This is a genomic window from Micromonospora sp. SD19, assembly GCF_054462275.1.
Genome location: NZ_JBTLMN010000005.1, coordinates 109,224 through 124,343, shown reverse-complemented (window position 1 = coordinate 124,343; position 15,120 = coordinate 109,224). Strand labels below are relative to the sequence as shown.

Genomic DNA, 15,120 nt, shown 5'->3' with positions numbered 1-15,120 from the left:
CAGGCTCAGATGTATGACGACAACGACCAATCCCCGCTTTGACGGCCGCGTCCTCACCCCCGGTGATCCGGGTTACGACGCGGCCCGCACCGTCTGGAACGCCATGGTTGACCGGCAGCCGCGGATGATCGTGCAGGCCGCGAGCGTCACCGACGTGGTGGCCGCGGTGCGCCTGGCCCGCGACCTCGACCTGGAGATCGGCGTACGCTGCGGCGGGCACAACGTGGCCGGCTTCGCCGTCCCCGCGAACGGCCTCATGATCGACCTGACCCCGTTGAACGGCGTTCGGGTCGACCCGATCCGGCGACGCGCCCGGGTCCAGGGTGGCGCGCTGCTCGGCGCACTCGACCGGGCGTCGCAGCCGTACGGCCTCGCCACGACTGCCGGCAACGTCTCGCACACCGGGGTCGGCGGCCTGACCCTCGGCGGCGGCATGGGCTGGCTCGCCCGCCAGCACGGTCTGGCCTGCGACAACGTCGTCTCCTACAGGGAGTCAGCCAAGGTACGGCGGAAACCGGCAATAGGCGGGAGCCTCTGCCTCGATGGCGGTTCCGGGCCGGGGTCTCAAGATCGCATGGGATCGGGTCGGGAGTGTCAAGGAATCTCGAACGTGATTCCTTGACACCCGCCTCAACTTCGAGATCTTGAGAAGGCCCAGGTCGAGTGTCAAGAAACACGTGTCAACAAACACTGTGTCAGCAAACATGGCTTGCAGGACCGTGATTGCTTTACACTCGGCCGATGAGGATCGGCTACGCCCGGGTGTCGACCCGCGAGCAGAACTCCATCAGTCAGCGCCAGCTACTGGCCGAGGCCGGCTGTGAGGAGATCTACATCGACGAGGGTGTGTCGGGCAAGACCGCCAGCCGTCCGGAGCTGGACAAGGCTTTGGCGCGGCTGCGCCGCGGCGACACCCTGGTGATCACCCGGCTGTCGCGGCTGTTTCGCAGCCTCAAGCACCTGATTAGCCTCACCGGTGATCTGCGCGAGCGGGGCGTGGACCTGAAGGTTATCCAGCAGGACATCGACACCTCCACCTCCACCGGCCGGCTCATGTTCCACCTGCTCGGCGCGTTCGACGAGTTCAACCGGGAACTGATCGTGGAGGGCACCCGCGAGGGTCTGGCCGCCACCACCAACCGCGGCCGCAACGGCGGGCGTCCGCACAAGCTGTCCATGCGCCAGATCAAGCAGGTGTACCAGATGCTCGACGAACGCGGCTCCGACGACCGGCCGGTCTGGAACGTGACCGGTATCGCCCGGCACTTCGCGGTGTCCCGTCCGACCATCTACAAACTTATCGACGACCGCGCGGAACTGGCCGCCCACCTCACCGGCCGATAGCCGCACAGCGGAAAGGTACCGTGACCACCATGAACCTCGACGAGCTCGCCCAGCGGGTCGCCACGCTGGAGGCGGAGGTCGGCGTGCTGCGGCAGGAGGCGGCCGCAGCCCGCGCGTTGGCGTCCGGCGCCGATCGCGACGTCGCCGACTACCGGGCCGAGTTGCGCGGGCACACCCGCACGCTCAACGCGCTGCGGGAGACCCAGCTCGAACAGGGACAGGCGATCACCGGGCTCGGCGAGAAGGTCGATCAGCTGACCGTAACGGTCGGGCACCTCCGCGATCAGCACGGCGCCCACCTGACCGAGATCGTGGGACTGCTCAACCGGCTGATCGACCGCGACGGCCGGCAGGAGTAGCCTCAGCCGACATATAGCGCAGCCCGCCGGCTTCCCCCGTGGCCGGTGGGCTGCGCTATATCCGGGGCCGGTCGCACGCCTCGACGCCCCCGGCCGGGGTAGGCCCTGACCAACGTTTGGGAAAGTCACGTTAGGCGGGCACCTGAAGTCGTACGCCGACACCATACGACTCCTGGCCGGCAGCCGTGCTGCCGGATCACGTCGCGTTTCGGGGTTCGGCGTATCGGGGGTGTGGGGGCCGGCCGGGCGGTGCAATGGTCAGGTGGGCGGCCGGTGGACGCGACGGCGGGGACTCGAGGGTCGGGCGGTGGGTCTGCTGCGTCGCGGCGGCAGCGGGCAGCAGGCGACGTTCGTGGAGTTGTTCTTCGATTTGGCGGTGGTGTTCGCGCTCAACCGGCTGGTGGCCCAGTCGTTGCCGGCACTGCTGGCCGCCGGCGCTGTCCCGCGGTGGGGCGCCCTCGTGCGGACGCTGCTGTTGTTCGTGGCGGTGATGTGGCTGTGGACCACGACCGCGTTCATCACCGCCCGCTTCGAGCCGCGCCACGCCGGCACCCAGGTGATGCTGGTCGGCAGCGCCTTCGCGATGATCGTCATGGGGGCCGCGGTCGTTGATGTGGCCGGCGACGGCGGCGTGGTGTTCGCGGTGGCGTTCGTCGCGACGCAGGTACTGCGCACCGGGGTACTGGCGGCGGGCCTGCGCTCGCATCGGCTGCGGCGGCTGTATGGGCGGACCCTGGTGTGGTTTGGCCTGGCCGGTGTGCCGTGGCTGCTCGGCGGCTTAACCGACGGCCTCACCCAGCTGACCTGGTGGACGGTCGCGGTCGTGCTAGATCTGGGATCGGCGCGGCTGGGCTGGCCCGTGCCAGGGCTGGGGCGGGGCCGCACGACGACCTGGCAGGTCGCGGGCGGGCACCTGGCCGACCGGTACGCCCAACTGTTGATGATCGCCCTGGGGGAGAGCGTCCTGGCCGTCGGTATCAGCTACAGCACCCATCCCTGGCGCGCGTATGAGAGCGCCGGTCTGGTGGTGGCGTTCGCGACGACCGTGCTGCTGTGGCGGGTGTACTTCTTCAAGTCCGGGCAACTCCTTCCGGAGGCCCTCACCGCCTGCGCTGATCCCGCCGGCTGGGGACGGCGGGTCGGGTTCGCCCACGCGGTGATGGTGTTCGGGATCGTCATCGCCGCCATCGGGCAGGACATCGTGCAGTACGCCCATACCGCAGGCACCCGGTGGTCCTGGCTGGTGGCCATCGTGGGAGGGCCCGCGCTGTTCATGGCCGGCCGCGCCCGCCTGGAGCAGTTGGTGTTCTCCCGGGTCGCGCGGCGCAGGATCGTCGCCATCGCCCTGCTGATCGCGGCCACGCCGCTGCTGCGGCCCCTGCCGCCGCTGGCCACCGCGGCCACGGCCGCCGTGGTGCTGCTGTTCATCGCCGTACTCGACTGGCGTCAGGCCACGGGCAGGCCACCGGAGTCGGCGTCACCGCCGTGCTGACCGCTCAGTGCTTCCGCCCCAATCCTGGTGATGAGCTGCGGTTCTCAGACGGATCTGCCAAATCCGCTCTGAGCAGGCCCTTGGGGACCAATGGCAGTGGATCCGGCGCTAAGCCGTGATCGCCTGGTCGGGGGGTTGTAGTGCCCGGTAGAGAGTGGAGCGGCCGACTCCGAGGTGTCGGGCGATGGCGGTGACGGATTCGCCGCGGGTTTGGCGGGCGCGTGCGATGGCGAGGACGTCGTCGGTGACGGTGGTGGGGCGTCCGCCGTGCCGGCCGGCGACGGCCGCGGCGCGTAGTCCGTCGAGGGTGCGGTCGCGGATGAGTTCGCGTTCCATCTCGGCGGCGAGGGCGGCGACGGCGAACAGGAGCCGGTCGGCGAGGGTGGCTCCGCCGGGACGGTGCACGCCGGCGCAGATGCCGGTGAGGATTTCCAGGGTGATGTCGCGGGCGTGGAGTTCGTCTTCGAGGAAGACGAGCAGTTCCTTCATGGAGCGGGCGACTCGGTCGGGGCGGTGGATGACGAGGGTGTCGCCGGGACGCAGGGCGTCCAGGGCGGTGCGCAGCTTGGGGCGGTCGGCGCGGGTGCTCGCGGTCTCGATGATGATCTCACGGCAGTGCGCGGCGTTGAGGTCGTCGAGTTGGGAGTCGTGGTCTTGGTCGCGGGTGCTGACCCGGGCGTAGCCGACGCGGATCCGGTTGTGTGGCTGCGGCGGCACGGCGGCGGGGGTGTGGGCGGAGGCGAGAGTCACGCCGCCGATCGTCCCGGAAACGTCCCGTAACCCCGGTTTCGACACGCCGGTTCTGGGACGGGTTTCGGGACTCGCCGTCCTGTGCGAACGCCTCCGGCGGTCGAGCGTGGTTCCTCGTCCCGTAAAGGAGCGTTTACGGGACAGAGGGTCTCCATCGTTATCAGCCGCTCGGGCTGCCGCTGGAACGCCGGGATCGAGACAGCTTCCAGAGCTTCCCGGTGTTACTCGCGCCGGAGGTCTTCGCTGCTGGTTTTCATGTCCAGGGCCAGGATGGAACCGCGAGAACGCAATCGCCCTGGGGTGCCGGCCGAACGGATCTACCTCGACCGGGCGTATTCCGGCACTACCCGCGCCCGGCTTGACTTGGACCAGGCCCTCGCCGCAGTGCGGCCCGGCGACACCCCTTGGTGGTGTCCACGGCAAACGTCGTTTCACGTCGCTGCGGCCCCGGTGGCGTCCAGTATCCTCCAATTAATCCGCGATTATTGTGGTTGAGGCGAGGCTGGAGGTGTCGGGCGGTGATTGAGTTTTTGCGGTCCCTGGTCGGCATCGGCGCGGACGACCTCAATCCCGGTCAGATGGCACTGCGGGCGGTCCTGACCTTCGTGGTGGCGGTGATCATCGTCCGTTTGGGTCACAAGCGGCTGTTCGGTAAGGGGACGGCGTTCGACCTCGTTGTCGCGATCATGGTCGGCTCCGTGATGAGCCGCGCCATCACGAACACCTCGGGGCTGCTCGCGATCTGGCTGGCCGGTTTCGTGCTCGTCATGTTGCATCGGCTGATGGCGGCGCTCGCGTACCACGTCGACTGGTTCGGTCCGCTCGTCAAGGGTCATCCGGTGCTGCTGGTCGAGGACGGGCAGGCCGATCGTGCCGCGCTGCGCGACGCGCACATCTCCCGGATGGATCTCGACCAGGCGCTGCACGAGACGGGCAGCGAGAGCGATCTCTCGCGGGTGCGGCTTGCCTACCTTGAACGGGACGGCACGATCAGCGTGATCCCGCGCCGCGAGGGGCCCCGGATTATCGAGGTGAGCCTCGACAAGGACGTTCAGGTGGTGCGGATCGCGGTGGAGTGACGCACCGGCGCCCCGCGCGCCTGGTTCGAGCGTGCGCGGACCAGGCGACTCAACCGTTCGGGGTGGCGGGGGCGGACTCACTGCGGCGCAGCACTGCTGCCGCAGGGAAGAGCAGCGCGAAGCCCACGAGTGACGCCGCGATCACCATGACCAGGGTGTCGTTGTCGGCGAAGCCCTGGGTGGCCATCACCGTCGCCGCGGAGATGTTGCGCTGCGCGGTGCCGAGCCCGAGCACCTCGCGGGCATTGCGGTCTTTGCCGCCGAGCAGGAGGCCGATCACGAACGCGCCCGCGATCAGCAGCACGGGCGCCACGATGGCGCCCGTGGTGAACAGCTCGATGATCGTCGGGATGTTGGCGAGTGTGGTGCCCGCGACGAGCACCACCAGCGCGACGGTGGAGGCGTGACGGACGAACGGCACCGACCGCCGGGCCAGCGCGGGCCAGCGCGCGTGGACCAGCAGGCCCACGGCGAGGGGCAGCAGCATGGTGAGGACCAGCGGCACCGCGAGGGCGCCGGCGGAGACGTCGGCCTCGGGCAGGACCTGGGGCACGATGATCGGCGCGTACACGACGGTGAGGGGTAGCAGCAGCACCAGCAGCGTGGCGCTGAGCGCGACCTCGGCCTGGGCCACCGCGGTCAGTTTGATCAGGAAGGGTGCGCCGGCGGCCATTGCGACCAGGACCAGCCCGGCCGCCAGCGGGCGCTCGAGCGGCCAGAGCCGGACGATGGCGAGCCCGAGGAGGGGAACCAGGACGAAGTTGGCCAGCAGCGCCCGCAGCAACTTCGACACGTCCCGCAGCGGGCTGAGGATCTCCCGGGCCGAGTGGGCGAACCCGACCGAGAGCATCGACGTCACGGCGAACACCAGGACCGCCAGGTTCGCCAGCCCGGACAGGACATCACGCAGCATCATCACACCAGCTCAGTCCGGCTCGCTGTGCTCGGCCGTCGTCGCCGGCACGCCCGGGTGTTCCGGCGGGAAGGGCAGCAGCTCGGCGTCGATCCGCGTCCAGGTCGCGCGCAGGTCGTCCAGCAGCTCCGGGTGGTGGTCGGCGATGTCCGCCTGCTCACGGCCGTCGACCGTCACGTCGTACAGCAGGTGGAAGGGACCGGGGCGGCGCGGCCAGTTGCCCAGCACCGAGCGGTCGCGGCGGTCGAACAGGTACTTGTACCGGCCGCGGCGCAACGCCCCCTGGTTGGAGGTGCGCCAGAACAGGTCGTGCTCGGGGAAGTCGGCGCCGTCGACCAGCCACGGCAACAGGTCCACCCCGTCCAGCGGATAGCTCTCGTCCGGAGCCGTCCCGCCCGCGTCCACCAGCGTCGCGGTCAGGTCCAGGGTGTGCACCGGTTCGTCGGTGACCTGGCCGCCAGCCACGGCGGCCGGCCAGCGCAGGATCAGCGGCACCCGGATGCCGCCCTCGGCCAGGTCGCCCTTCTCGCCCACGAGCGGCCAGTTCTTCGACCATCGCTCACCGCCGTTGTCAGAGGTGAAGACGACGACGGTGTTGTCGGCGCGTCCGGCGTCGGCGAGCGCGGTGAGCACGTTGCCGATGCCCGCGTCCATCTCCTCGACGAGCTCGGCGTACTTCGCCAGAGAGCCCCCGTCGGGGTGGATCAGGGGGGTGGGCACCGACTGCCGGCTGAACCTGCGCCGGATCTCCGCACCGGCATCCCGGTCGCCAGAGCCCTCCCAGGGCCAGTGCGGCGCGGTGTAGTTGAGCTGCACGTAGAACGGGCCGGTGCGGTCCGCGGCGACGAACTCGGCCGCGCGGTCGGAGATCAACGACGTGTAGTAGCCGGCCTCCTCGACCGGGGTCTCCCCTTCGTACAGGTCGGCCTCGCCCGTGGTGTTGAGGTGCTCGAAGTAGTCGATCGCCCCGTCGAAGTTGCCGTAGAAGCTCTGGAAGCCGATGCGCAGTGGGCTGTACCAGGGCAACCAGCCGCAGTGCCACTTGCCGAACATCGCCGTCTCGTAACCGGCGGCTAGCAGCAACGACGACAGGGTCGGATGCTCGGCGGGGATCCCGTTGCCCTCCGCGCGCGTGGTTAGCGGCTCCTCCAGGCCCGCCGGCAGCCGGGTGGGGTAGCGCCCGGTGTAGAGCCCGATGCGCGTCGACGAGCACCACGGCGAGCAGGCGTAGCCGTGGCGGAACAGCAGGCCCGCCGCGGCCAGCCGGTCGAGGTTGGGGGTACGGATCTCCGTGGAGCCGTAACAGCCGAGATCCGCCCAACCCAGGTCGTCGGCCAGGATGAAGAGGATGTTGGGCGGCTCGGCCGGCCGTCCCCCGCCCGCCACCGTCCCCGTGCCACCTGCCGTCGCCATGCCCCCCTATACCTGTTTATGGCGGCACCTAACGTCCCGCCGCACCGCAGATGCAGGCGCGGCCGGCGTCCCCATCTCCCGCGACGTCCGGAACCAGGCCGGCAACCCCCGAACACCGGCGCCCCGCCCCGCGCCGTTCTACCATCGGATACCGGTCCTGCCCTTGACGACCGAACCGGACGGGACGGTGGAATGCTATGGCCAGGGAGACCGAGAAGAAGCGCCTGGAGCGCAACTTCACCGACGAGTTGCAGGAGCTGCGCGGCGCACAGACAGGCGTGCAAATCCTCTTCGCCTTCCTGCTCACCCTGCCGTTCACCGCCGGATTCCCGCGCGCCACCCCGTTCCAGCGCGACGTCTACCTCGTCGCGCTGGTGTCCGCCGCCGCCGCGACCGCCCTGATCATCGCGCCGGTCGCGTTGCACTCGGCACTGTTCCGCCGGGGCCGCAAATCCGAGCTGGTCCGGTACGCGCACCGGGTCTCCAGCGGCGCGCTGGGCTTCATGCTGATCGCCATGGCCAGCGCGGTTCTACTGATCACCGACTACGTGCTCTCGCGGGGCGTCGCGCTGCTGCTATCCGCCATCACCGCGCTGGTCTTCCTGCTGCTCTGGGTAGGCCTGCCACTCGCCCGACGCGACTGGGGACGGGCGAGGTAACCGAACCCGCACCGCCAGCCCACGCAAGGGGCACCGGCGCGGCCAGCTGACCGCCCGCCCTACGGGATTCAGGTATAGAGCCCTGTGAACGACATCATCCGCCACAAGATCCTTTGCTGGACGCTGCCTAACTGCTTCGCCCGGCCGGGGCGGACTCGCGCTTGCGCAGTACCGCCGAGACGGGGGAAGACCAGTGTGAAACCCGCCAGCGAGGTCACGATCACCATGACCACCGTGTCGGTGTCGGCGAAGCCCTGCGTCGCACGATGGAACGGCTTTCCGTTCAGGACCTGCTACACACTCTCCTTCCGAAAGGCTCGGGCGAGATCTGGATAGGTTGCTGAGCCGGGCTGGAGCAGGGCCGGTGGTGGGGGACAGCACGTCGGGTGGGCCAGGTCACCTCTTCAGGGGCGGCGAAATCGGCGTCGTCGCCGCAATCGTGCTGCTGGTCGTGGCGCTGACCGACGTCCACCGATCCGCCAGGCGCCCTGCCGAGAAACCGTCACCACCGTAGCTAGCGCCAATAGCCTGCATCTATGGGCTTGCAGATCATTAACACGTCATCTTGATCTCTGGCGGTGTGGTGATGCCTTGTGCGGTCGCGAGGTCGTTGAGGTCGTTGAGTGTGGCGAGCCGGTGTGGGTTGGGCTGGATGGTGTGTCCTGCCTGCTGTAGGAGTTGGCGGATCTCGCGCAGATGTCTGTTGATCGTTTCGGGTCGGACTCGGAACAGGGCGGCGATGGTGACCTGGGGCAGCGCGAGTCGGTGGTGGAGGATGGCGGCGAGAAGCCGGTCGGCGAGGGTGAGAATGGGAGGTCGGCCGGTGCCGGGGGCGGTCAGCCGTGGGCGGTGGCCGCGTCGCTCTTGCTTCCCGCACCTGCCGTGACCAGCATCCCGTCCAACCGGGCCGCGCCCGCCGGGCCGATCCGGCCGGCGACCAGCGCGAAGATCGCCGAGTTGACCTCCTCACGGATCTGCGCGGCCATCTCGTCCAGCGTCGAGTACCCCGGCAGCTCGAAAGAGCCCTCGACCAGCTTCTCCAACGCCACGTTGATCAAGTCGGCCGGGTCGTTCTTGCGCCCCGCCGCCTCCCGGATCGCCGCGGCCGCCACCGCCCGGGCCGCCGGCATGTCCGACACGACCTCGCTACGCCGGCGGATCAGCATCCGATGGTGGCCCCGAGTCCGATCCGAGTCGTACACCGCGGCGACGTCCTCACCCAGCCCGAGATCCTGGCGGATGTGAGCCACCACCGCCTCCGGGACATCACCCAGGCGCGGGAAGTACCCCATCCGGTTGAAGCACTTCAGCTGCACCATGAACGCCAGCAGATGACTGTCCGAGCGCACCTGCCCACTCGCCCACGCGACCTCCTCTGGCTGCGGCGTGTAGAACACATGCAACTCCCGGGCCGACAGGAAGCGCTTGAACCGCGGATACGCGGTCCGCTCGATCGACGTCACGCCACAACCCCAGACCCGCGAAGATCAACCCATACGGATCGAGGAACGTACCAAAAGATCAACTATGCCGCCGATCCGGATCGATCACACACGGGGGCCCACAGCCCTAACCAGCGCAAATGCAAGAACCGCTCAGCCTATTGCCGGTTTCCGCCGTACCTTGGCTGACTCCCCTACACGATGGTCACCGCGGACGGGAAGGTGGTCACCGCGAGCCGAACCGAGAACCCCGACCTCTACTGGGGCCTGCGCGGCGGGGGTGGCAACTTCGGCATCGTCACCGACTTCGACTTCCACCTGCACCACATCGGTACGCGGACCCTGGTGACCGAGTTCGACTTCCGCGCCGAGGACGCCGTGCCGGTGCTCAAAGGCTGGCGGGACCTCAACGCCGTCGCGCCACGGGAGGCGACCTTCACCGCTGATGTCCACGACACTGCCAGCGGCCCCATCGCCACCGTCGGCTTCGTGTGGGTCGGCGACCCGGCACCGGGTCTCCGGTTGCTGCCGGCGATGCGCGCCCTCGGGCGCCCGGTCGCTGAGCGGGTCACCACCCCGTCATACCTGCAGTTGCAGCAACGCGACGACACCGTCGGCGGCCACGCCTACCGCCGGTACTCCAGCGCGCACTACCTGCGGCGGTTCCCCACCGCCGCGATCGAGGCGTTCCTGCTGCGCGGTGCGGCAGACCTGCACGCCGGCACCCACCTGCCCGGCGTCGGCCTGCAGGCGCACGGTGGCGCGATCGCTGACGTCGCGGATGCCGACGCGGCGTTCAGTCACCGCGGTACCGCGTTCGAGTTCGGCGCCGGCTCCCGCTGGACCGATCCGGCCGAAGACGACGTTCGGATGGCAGCGGCGCGCAGTGCCGGAGCGGCACTGGGCCCGTACGCCGACGGCGTCTACGTCAACTCACTCGCCGCCGACGAGGGGCAACACGGGGTACGCCGCGCGTACCCGGCCGCCAAGCTCGCCAGGCTCACCGCCCTCAAGACGGTCTGGGACCCCCACAACGTGTTCCACCTCAACCACAACATCCGGCCCCACAGCCGGTAGCGCGTACCCCCTGGCAGCGCCGACGCCCGCCGGCAGGATCCACCGCGCACCGGCGGGTCACCGCCTCGACGCGCGCCGGGTGGAGGTCACTGTGCGGTTGGGCGGTCGGCGGGCTGGAAGAGTTCGATGAGGTTGGCGGCGGGGTCGGCGAACAGGATCTGGCGCCCGCCGGGGCCGGCGATCACGTCGCTGCGGAACGACACCCCTTCGCCGCGTAGTCGGTCGATCTCCGCATCCAGATCGTCGACGATGAGGTGGATGCGGTTGCGTCCGGCGTCCGCGGCGTCGTCGGGGGTGGCGCGGGCGCCGGAGCTGGCCGGCCCGGACAGCAGCAGCCGCAGCGGGCCGCGTACGACGTCGGCGAAGGCGGGCACGGCGCTGGTGTGCACTGTGAAGCCGAGGTGGGTGGTGTAGAAGTCGATGGCCGCCTGGACGTCATCGACGATGTATCGGACGCTGGCGTGCTGCTCAGTCGCTGTCATGGCGGCATCTCTCCGTTAGGTTCGGGTGGCGTTGAGGGCAGGCAGCAGGTGTCTGGCGTGGGTGTCGATGTCGGCCGCAGTGCGCTGAGCGGCGGGTAGCTGGCCTGGTCGGTGCCGCCGCCAGAGTGCATCGAGTGTCTAGGATTCACCACGTGTCCGGATACCGCGACTTTCAGTCAGGCTTGAGATTCCTGCCGACACTGGCGATCGCTCCCGATGGTGACTCGATCGCCTACGTCGATGACGCCAACGGACAATTCAACCTGGTCACCCAAGCACTGTCGACTGGCGACACGCGACGTCTTACCGCCGGCACCGACTCGACGGTCCGTCGGGTGGCATGGCATCCCGGCGGTGAATGGCTGTTGTTCCTCGCCGACGACAGCGGGGACGAGAACACGCAGCTGTACCGGGTCGACGCTGCTGGCGGGATCACGGTGCAGCTAACCGACGCGCCGGACGTGCAGTACTCGGCTGCCCTCGGCGACCCGTTCTCCCCCGACGGCCGGTTCATCGCCTACTGCGGTAACGACCGGAATCCGGCCGACCAGGACGTGCTTGTGCACGACCTGTCGACCGATGAGGTACGCCGGATCTACACCGGCGGTGGCAGGGTCTACCCCGGGCACTGGTCCCCCGACGGGTCCCGGCTCACCCTCGCCGAATGGCGGACCACCAACAGCGACCACCTGGTCCATCTCATAACTGTCGACGGTGCCGAACCGCGATCGTTGACGCCGTACGACGATGTGGCGACCTACTGGTTGGGGCCGTGGCTGAGAGACGGCAGCGGATTTCTGGTGCTGTCGAACGTCGGTCGGGAGTTCACCGGGCTCGCGACCATGGATGCCGAAAGCGGCGCCCTCACCTGGCTGGACACCCCGGATTGGGATGTGGAGGAGGTCGCTCTCTCGGCGGACGGCCGGGTCCTGGTCTGGAACGTCAACGTCGACGGCTTCTCCCAACTGCGCGGGCGTGACCTCGTCAGCGGCGTCGACATCCGCATGCCGGAACTGCCAGCTGGCACGGGGACCGGCCTCACCGTGTCCGGCGACGGGCGGTTCGTCGTGCTGCGGCTGTCCACAGCAACCCGACCGTGGAACATTCTCCTGATTGATCTGGAGATTGGAGAGCTCAGGTGGCTGAGCAACGTTCGGCCGGTCGCGGCCGATCCCGCCACCTTCCGGGAGCCGACGTTGGTTCGTTATCCGGCGCAGGACGGCCGCCAGATCCCTGGCTATCTCTACCGTCCTGAAGGACCGGAACCAGCCGGTGTCCTGATCTCGATCCACGGTGGTCCGGCCTGGCAGGAGTTGCCGGTCTACATGCATGACGGCTTCTACCAGTATCTCCTGGCACATGGCATCGGCGTCTTCGCTCCCAACGTGCGGGGTTCTCTTGGTTACGGCCGCACCTACTCCGACCTCGTCAACCGCGATTGGGGCGGTGGCGATCTGACCGACCTCGCTGACGCCGTCGCGTACCTGCGGGCGCAGGAGTGGATCGACCCGAATCGCATCGGCGTCATGGGTGCCTCCTACGGCGGCTTCGCCGTGTTGTCGTGCCTCAGCCGGCTGTCGGAGCTGAACTGGGCCGCCGGTGTCGATTTCTATGGACCGAGCAATCTGGTCACCTTGGCCAAGGCGTCACCGCCGACGTGGCGCTCGTTGGTGGCCGCGGTGATCGGTGACCCGGAAGCCGATGCGGATCGACTGATGGCGCGCTCGCCGGTCACCCACGCCGACCGGATCCAAGCGCCCCTGATGGTCGTCCAGGGCGCCAACGATCCTCGCGTACCACGGCAGGAGAGCGATCAGATCGTCGAGCGGCTTCGATCCCGTGGCGTCGAGGTGCGCTACGAGGTCTTCCCAGACGAAGGCCATGGCCTGCTTCGCCGCGACAACCAGGCGAGGGCCTTCGCGGATGCCGGCGAGTTCCTCATCAGGCACTTGCGCGGTCGCGGCGGCTCCGTTGGCCAGAGCGGGCACTCCATGGACGACCACCCCGAGGAGAACGACAGTTCCTCTCCCCTGCTCGGCCAGTGAGTCCGCCGGGCGTACGGCCCGCCACCAGGGGTTCCGCAAACCGGTGGCCGCTACCGCCGGTGTCGAACGTCCTCGCCAGCTGGGTCCTCCCTACCCGAAGCGGATCGCCCTTGTTCAGGTGACCCAGTTCGTGGGCCAGGAGCGAAGCCCGGGCCCACGAACTGGGTCAATGGCGGGTGGGGCGCGCTACGGCTTCAGCACGATCTTTCCTCGCGCGTGGCGGGACTCACTCAACTCGTGGGCGGCGGCCGCTTCCTCCAGGGAGAAGACGGCTGCGACCGGCACCGTGAAGCGGCTCCGCTCGGCGAGTTCGCCGGCGGCGGCGATCCCTTCGAGAGCCGGTGAGTCCGCGCCGGGGCCAGAGCCGCGCGACAGGTGCACGCCGTACGCCGGGGCGTTGATGTCCGCGATGCTCACCACCCTGTCCGGGCCGGAGACCAGCCGGACCAGGTCGGGTATCGAGCCGGAGCCGGCACAGTCGAGTACCGCATCCACTCCGCCGGGCAGCAGCGCGTCGACCCGCCCGGCCAGCCCGGAGCCGTAGGTGGTCGGGATGGCCCCGAGCGAGGCCAGGAAGCCGTGATTGCGGTCGCTGGCCGTGCCGATGACGGCCGCGCCGCGAGCGACAGCGAGTTGGATCGCCGTCGTACCGACCCCGCCGGCCGCACCCTCGATCAACAGCGTGGTGCCGGCCCGCACGCCCAGCAGGTCGAGCACGCGGGTGGCCGTCTCGATGTTGCCGGCCGCGCCGCCCGCCTGTTCCCAATTCAGGGCGGCCGGCTTCGGTGCCCACGCGGCCAGGACGGCGTATTCGGCGTTCGCTCCGCCCATCTGGGCGTAGTCCGTGATCCCGAACACCTCGTCGCCTGGCCGGACCGTGGTCACCCCGTCACCGATCTCGTCCACCACGCCGGCTGCGTCGACGCCTGGCACGTGCGGCAGGCGGAGCGGAATCCATTCCTGGAATCGGCCGGCGCGGACGTATGTGTCGGCCGGATTGACACCCGAAGCCCGAACCGCCACCCGGATCTGCCCGGGTCCGGCGTGCGGTTCCGGTGCCTCCGAGACCGCAAGCACACTCGCGGGACCGTACTGGGAAAATTGCAGAGCCCTCATGTGCGGGGACGCTAACGCGCCTGCGCCGTCCGCCTCGCTAAAGTGAGAGCAGTGACCGCCCATTTGTCTCACACCCTTCGCTCCGACGCGCTGGACAACCGGGAGCGCATCCTCGACGCCGCCCGCGCGGTCTTCGCCGTTGCGGGTCTGGACGTGCCGATGCGGGAGGTCGCACGGCATGCCGGAGTGGCGCCGGCCACCCTGTACCGCAGGTTCCCGACCAAGGAGATGTTGGTCACCGAGGCCTTCGCAGAGCAGATGTACGCCTGCCGCGCCGTCGTCGACGAAGGTCTCGCCGATCCGGATCCGTGGCACGGTTTCTGTCTTGTCATTGAGAAGATGTGTGAACTGAACGCACGCGATGGGGGTTTCACCGCGGCTTTGATCTCGACGTTTCCCAATGCCGTGGATTTCGACGCGCGCCGCGAATACGCTCTCCGGTCGATCGCCGAGTTGGCCCGCCGGGCCAAGGAAGCCGGCCGTCTGCGCCCCGACTTCGCCCTGGACGACGTCATCCTCGTACTCATGGCCAACAGCGGTATCCACGCGCCGTCGCCGACCGCCAGGGTCGCCGCCTCCCGGCGCTTCGCCGCGCTCGCCATCCAGGCATTCCGCGCCAGCCCGGATGCCTCACCGCTGCCGCCTGCGGCGCGGCTGGCGCCCCCCGCACCGGTGTCGCGCGGGCCAGCGGAGCCCGGCGACGAGGGCGGCCTGGCCGCCGGTTAGCCACTGCCCTGGCCTCGGTCGTCGTCTCTGGCGCGGGATGGATCTCCTCGTCGCTCTGGGTGAGGCCGCCCCGGGCGCCCACCGTCAAACCACGCAGTCCGTGGGGCCGGGCCACGACGTGCTGCGTTGACCCGGCAGCACAGCGTAGTTAGCGTTAACAACCCCCGTCCACATCAGAGGGAGCCATCCACCGGTCAAGGAGGGTCCATTGAGACTGCGACAG

At 69.2% G+C, this 15,120-nt stretch carries 14 protein-coding genes and 2 pseudogenes; 9 read left to right on the top strand and 7 right to left on the bottom strand.

What is annotated here, in order from left to right; all coding sequences use genetic code 11:
* Positions 1-13 precede the first annotated feature (13 nt).
* The 4 genes from ACX27O_RS18425 (at position 14) to ACX27O_RS18410 (ending at position 3,195) form a co-directional block, all read left to right on the top strand.
* Positions 14-622, top strand: a complete 609-nt coding sequence (locus ACX27O_RS18425; RefSeq protein WP_458939807.1) for an FAD-binding oxidoreductase — start codon at positions 14-16, stop codon at positions 620-622.
* 119 nt (positions 623-741) lie between these two features.
* A complete protein-coding gene (locus ACX27O_RS18420) occupies positions 742-1,344 on the top strand; it encodes a recombinase family protein (protein WP_458939806.1) in 603 nt (200 codons plus the stop codon).
* A gap of 29 nt (positions 1,345-1,373) precedes the next feature.
* Complete coding sequence (locus ACX27O_RS18415; protein WP_458939805.1) at positions 1,374-1,703, top strand: hypothetical protein; 330 nt, start codon at positions 1,374-1,376, stop codon at positions 1,701-1,703.
* A gap of 307 nt (positions 1,704-2,010) precedes the next feature.
* A complete protein-coding gene (locus tag ACX27O_RS18410) occupies positions 2,011-3,195 on the top strand; it encodes a low temperature requirement protein A (RefSeq protein WP_458939804.1) in 1,185 nt (394 codons plus the stop codon).
* Between the two features lie 108 nt (positions 3,196-3,303).
* Here the strand turns inward: ACX27O_RS18410 and ACX27O_RS18405 are convergent, their stop codons facing one another.
* The gene (locus ACX27O_RS18405) at positions 3,304-3,945 is read right to left on the bottom strand and encodes a recombinase family protein (protein WP_458939803.1); all 642 of its coding nucleotides are present in this window, start codon (positions 3,943-3,945) and stop codon (positions 3,304-3,306) included.
* A 578-nt stretch (positions 3,946-4,523) separates the two neighbouring features.
* Between ACX27O_RS18405 and ACX27O_RS18400 the strand changes: the two genes are divergently transcribed.
* Positions 4,524-5,024, top strand: a complete 501-nt coding sequence (locus tag ACX27O_RS18400) for a DUF421 domain-containing protein (RefSeq protein ID WP_458939802.1) — start codon at positions 4,524-4,526, stop codon at positions 5,022-5,024.
* A 49-nt stretch (positions 5,025-5,073) separates the two neighbouring features.
* Here the strand turns inward: ACX27O_RS18400 and ACX27O_RS18395 are convergent, their stop codons facing one another.
* Together ACX27O_RS18395 and ACX27O_RS18390 are read right to left on the bottom strand one after the other, a co-directional pair.
* Positions 5,074-5,940 carry a bile acid:sodium symporter family protein gene (locus ACX27O_RS18395; RefSeq protein ID WP_458939801.1) on the bottom strand — a complete coding sequence of 289 codons (867 nt, stop codon included), beginning with the start codon at positions 5,938-5,940 and terminating at the stop codon, positions 5,074-5,076.
* A 9-nt stretch (positions 5,941-5,949) separates the two neighbouring features.
* Positions 5,950-7,350, bottom strand: coding sequence for a sulfatase family protein (locus tag ACX27O_RS18390; protein ID WP_458939800.1), 1,401 nt, complete (start codon positions 7,348-7,350; stop codon positions 5,950-5,952).
* 197 nt (positions 7,351-7,547) lie between these two features.
* Here ACX27O_RS18390 and ACX27O_RS18385 point away from each other — a divergent pair, with 197 nt between their 5' ends.
* Positions 7,548-8,009 (top strand): DUF6328 family protein, encoded by a 462-nt coding sequence (locus tag ACX27O_RS18385; protein ID WP_458939799.1) that lies wholly within the window; start codon positions 7,548-7,550, stop codon positions 8,007-8,009.
* Positions 8,010-8,561: 552 nt separating this feature from the next.
* On the opposite strand, the pseudogene ACX27O_RS18380 reads toward ACX27O_RS18385, so the two are convergent.
* Positions 8,562-8,870: pseudogene (locus tag ACX27O_RS18380) on the bottom strand (ISAzo13 family transposase); the annotation flags it as partial.
* Positions 8,867-9,472 (bottom strand): annotated as a pseudogene (locus ACX27O_RS18375) (DUF4158 domain-containing protein); the annotation flags it as partial. The pseudogenes ACX27O_RS18375 and ACX27O_RS18380, both read right to left, overlap by 4 nt.
* 180 nt (positions 9,473-9,652) lie before the next feature.
* On the opposite strand from ACX27O_RS18375, the gene ACX27O_RS18370 reads away from it, so the two are divergent.
* Positions 9,653-10,528, top strand: coding sequence for a BBE domain-containing protein (locus tag ACX27O_RS18370; RefSeq protein ID WP_458939798.1), 876 nt, complete (start codon positions 9,653-9,655; stop codon positions 10,526-10,528).
* An 86-nt stretch (positions 10,529-10,614) separates the two neighbouring features.
* Here ACX27O_RS18370 and ACX27O_RS18365 read toward each other — a convergent pair whose 3' ends face one another.
* The gene (locus ACX27O_RS18365; protein WP_210864575.1) at positions 10,615-11,010 is read right to left on the bottom strand and encodes a VOC family protein; all 396 of its coding nucleotides are present in this window, start codon (positions 11,008-11,010) and stop codon (positions 10,615-10,617) included.
* 152 nt (positions 11,011-11,162) lie between these two features.
* Between ACX27O_RS18365 and ACX27O_RS18360 the strand changes: the two genes are divergently transcribed.
* The gene (locus tag ACX27O_RS18360; protein ID WP_458939797.1) at positions 11,163-13,055 is read left to right on the top strand and encodes a S9 family peptidase; all 1,893 of its coding nucleotides are present in this window, start codon (positions 11,163-11,165) and stop codon (positions 13,053-13,055) included.
* Between the two features lie 186 nt (positions 13,056-13,241).
* On the opposite strand, the gene ACX27O_RS18355 is transcribed toward ACX27O_RS18360, so the two are convergent.
* Entirely contained in the window at positions 13,242-14,171 is a 930-nt protein-coding gene (locus ACX27O_RS18355) for an NADP-dependent oxidoreductase (protein ID WP_210864577.1), read from the bottom strand.
* Between the two features lie 51 nt (positions 14,172-14,222).
* On the opposite strand from ACX27O_RS18355, the gene ACX27O_RS18350 reads away from it, so the two are divergent.
* The gene (locus ACX27O_RS18350) at positions 14,223-14,897 is read left to right on the top strand and encodes a TetR/AcrR family transcriptional regulator (protein ID WP_036411170.1); all 675 of its coding nucleotides are present in this window, start codon (positions 14,223-14,225) and stop codon (positions 14,895-14,897) included.
* The last annotated feature ends 223 nt before the right edge of the window (positions 14,898-15,120 follow it).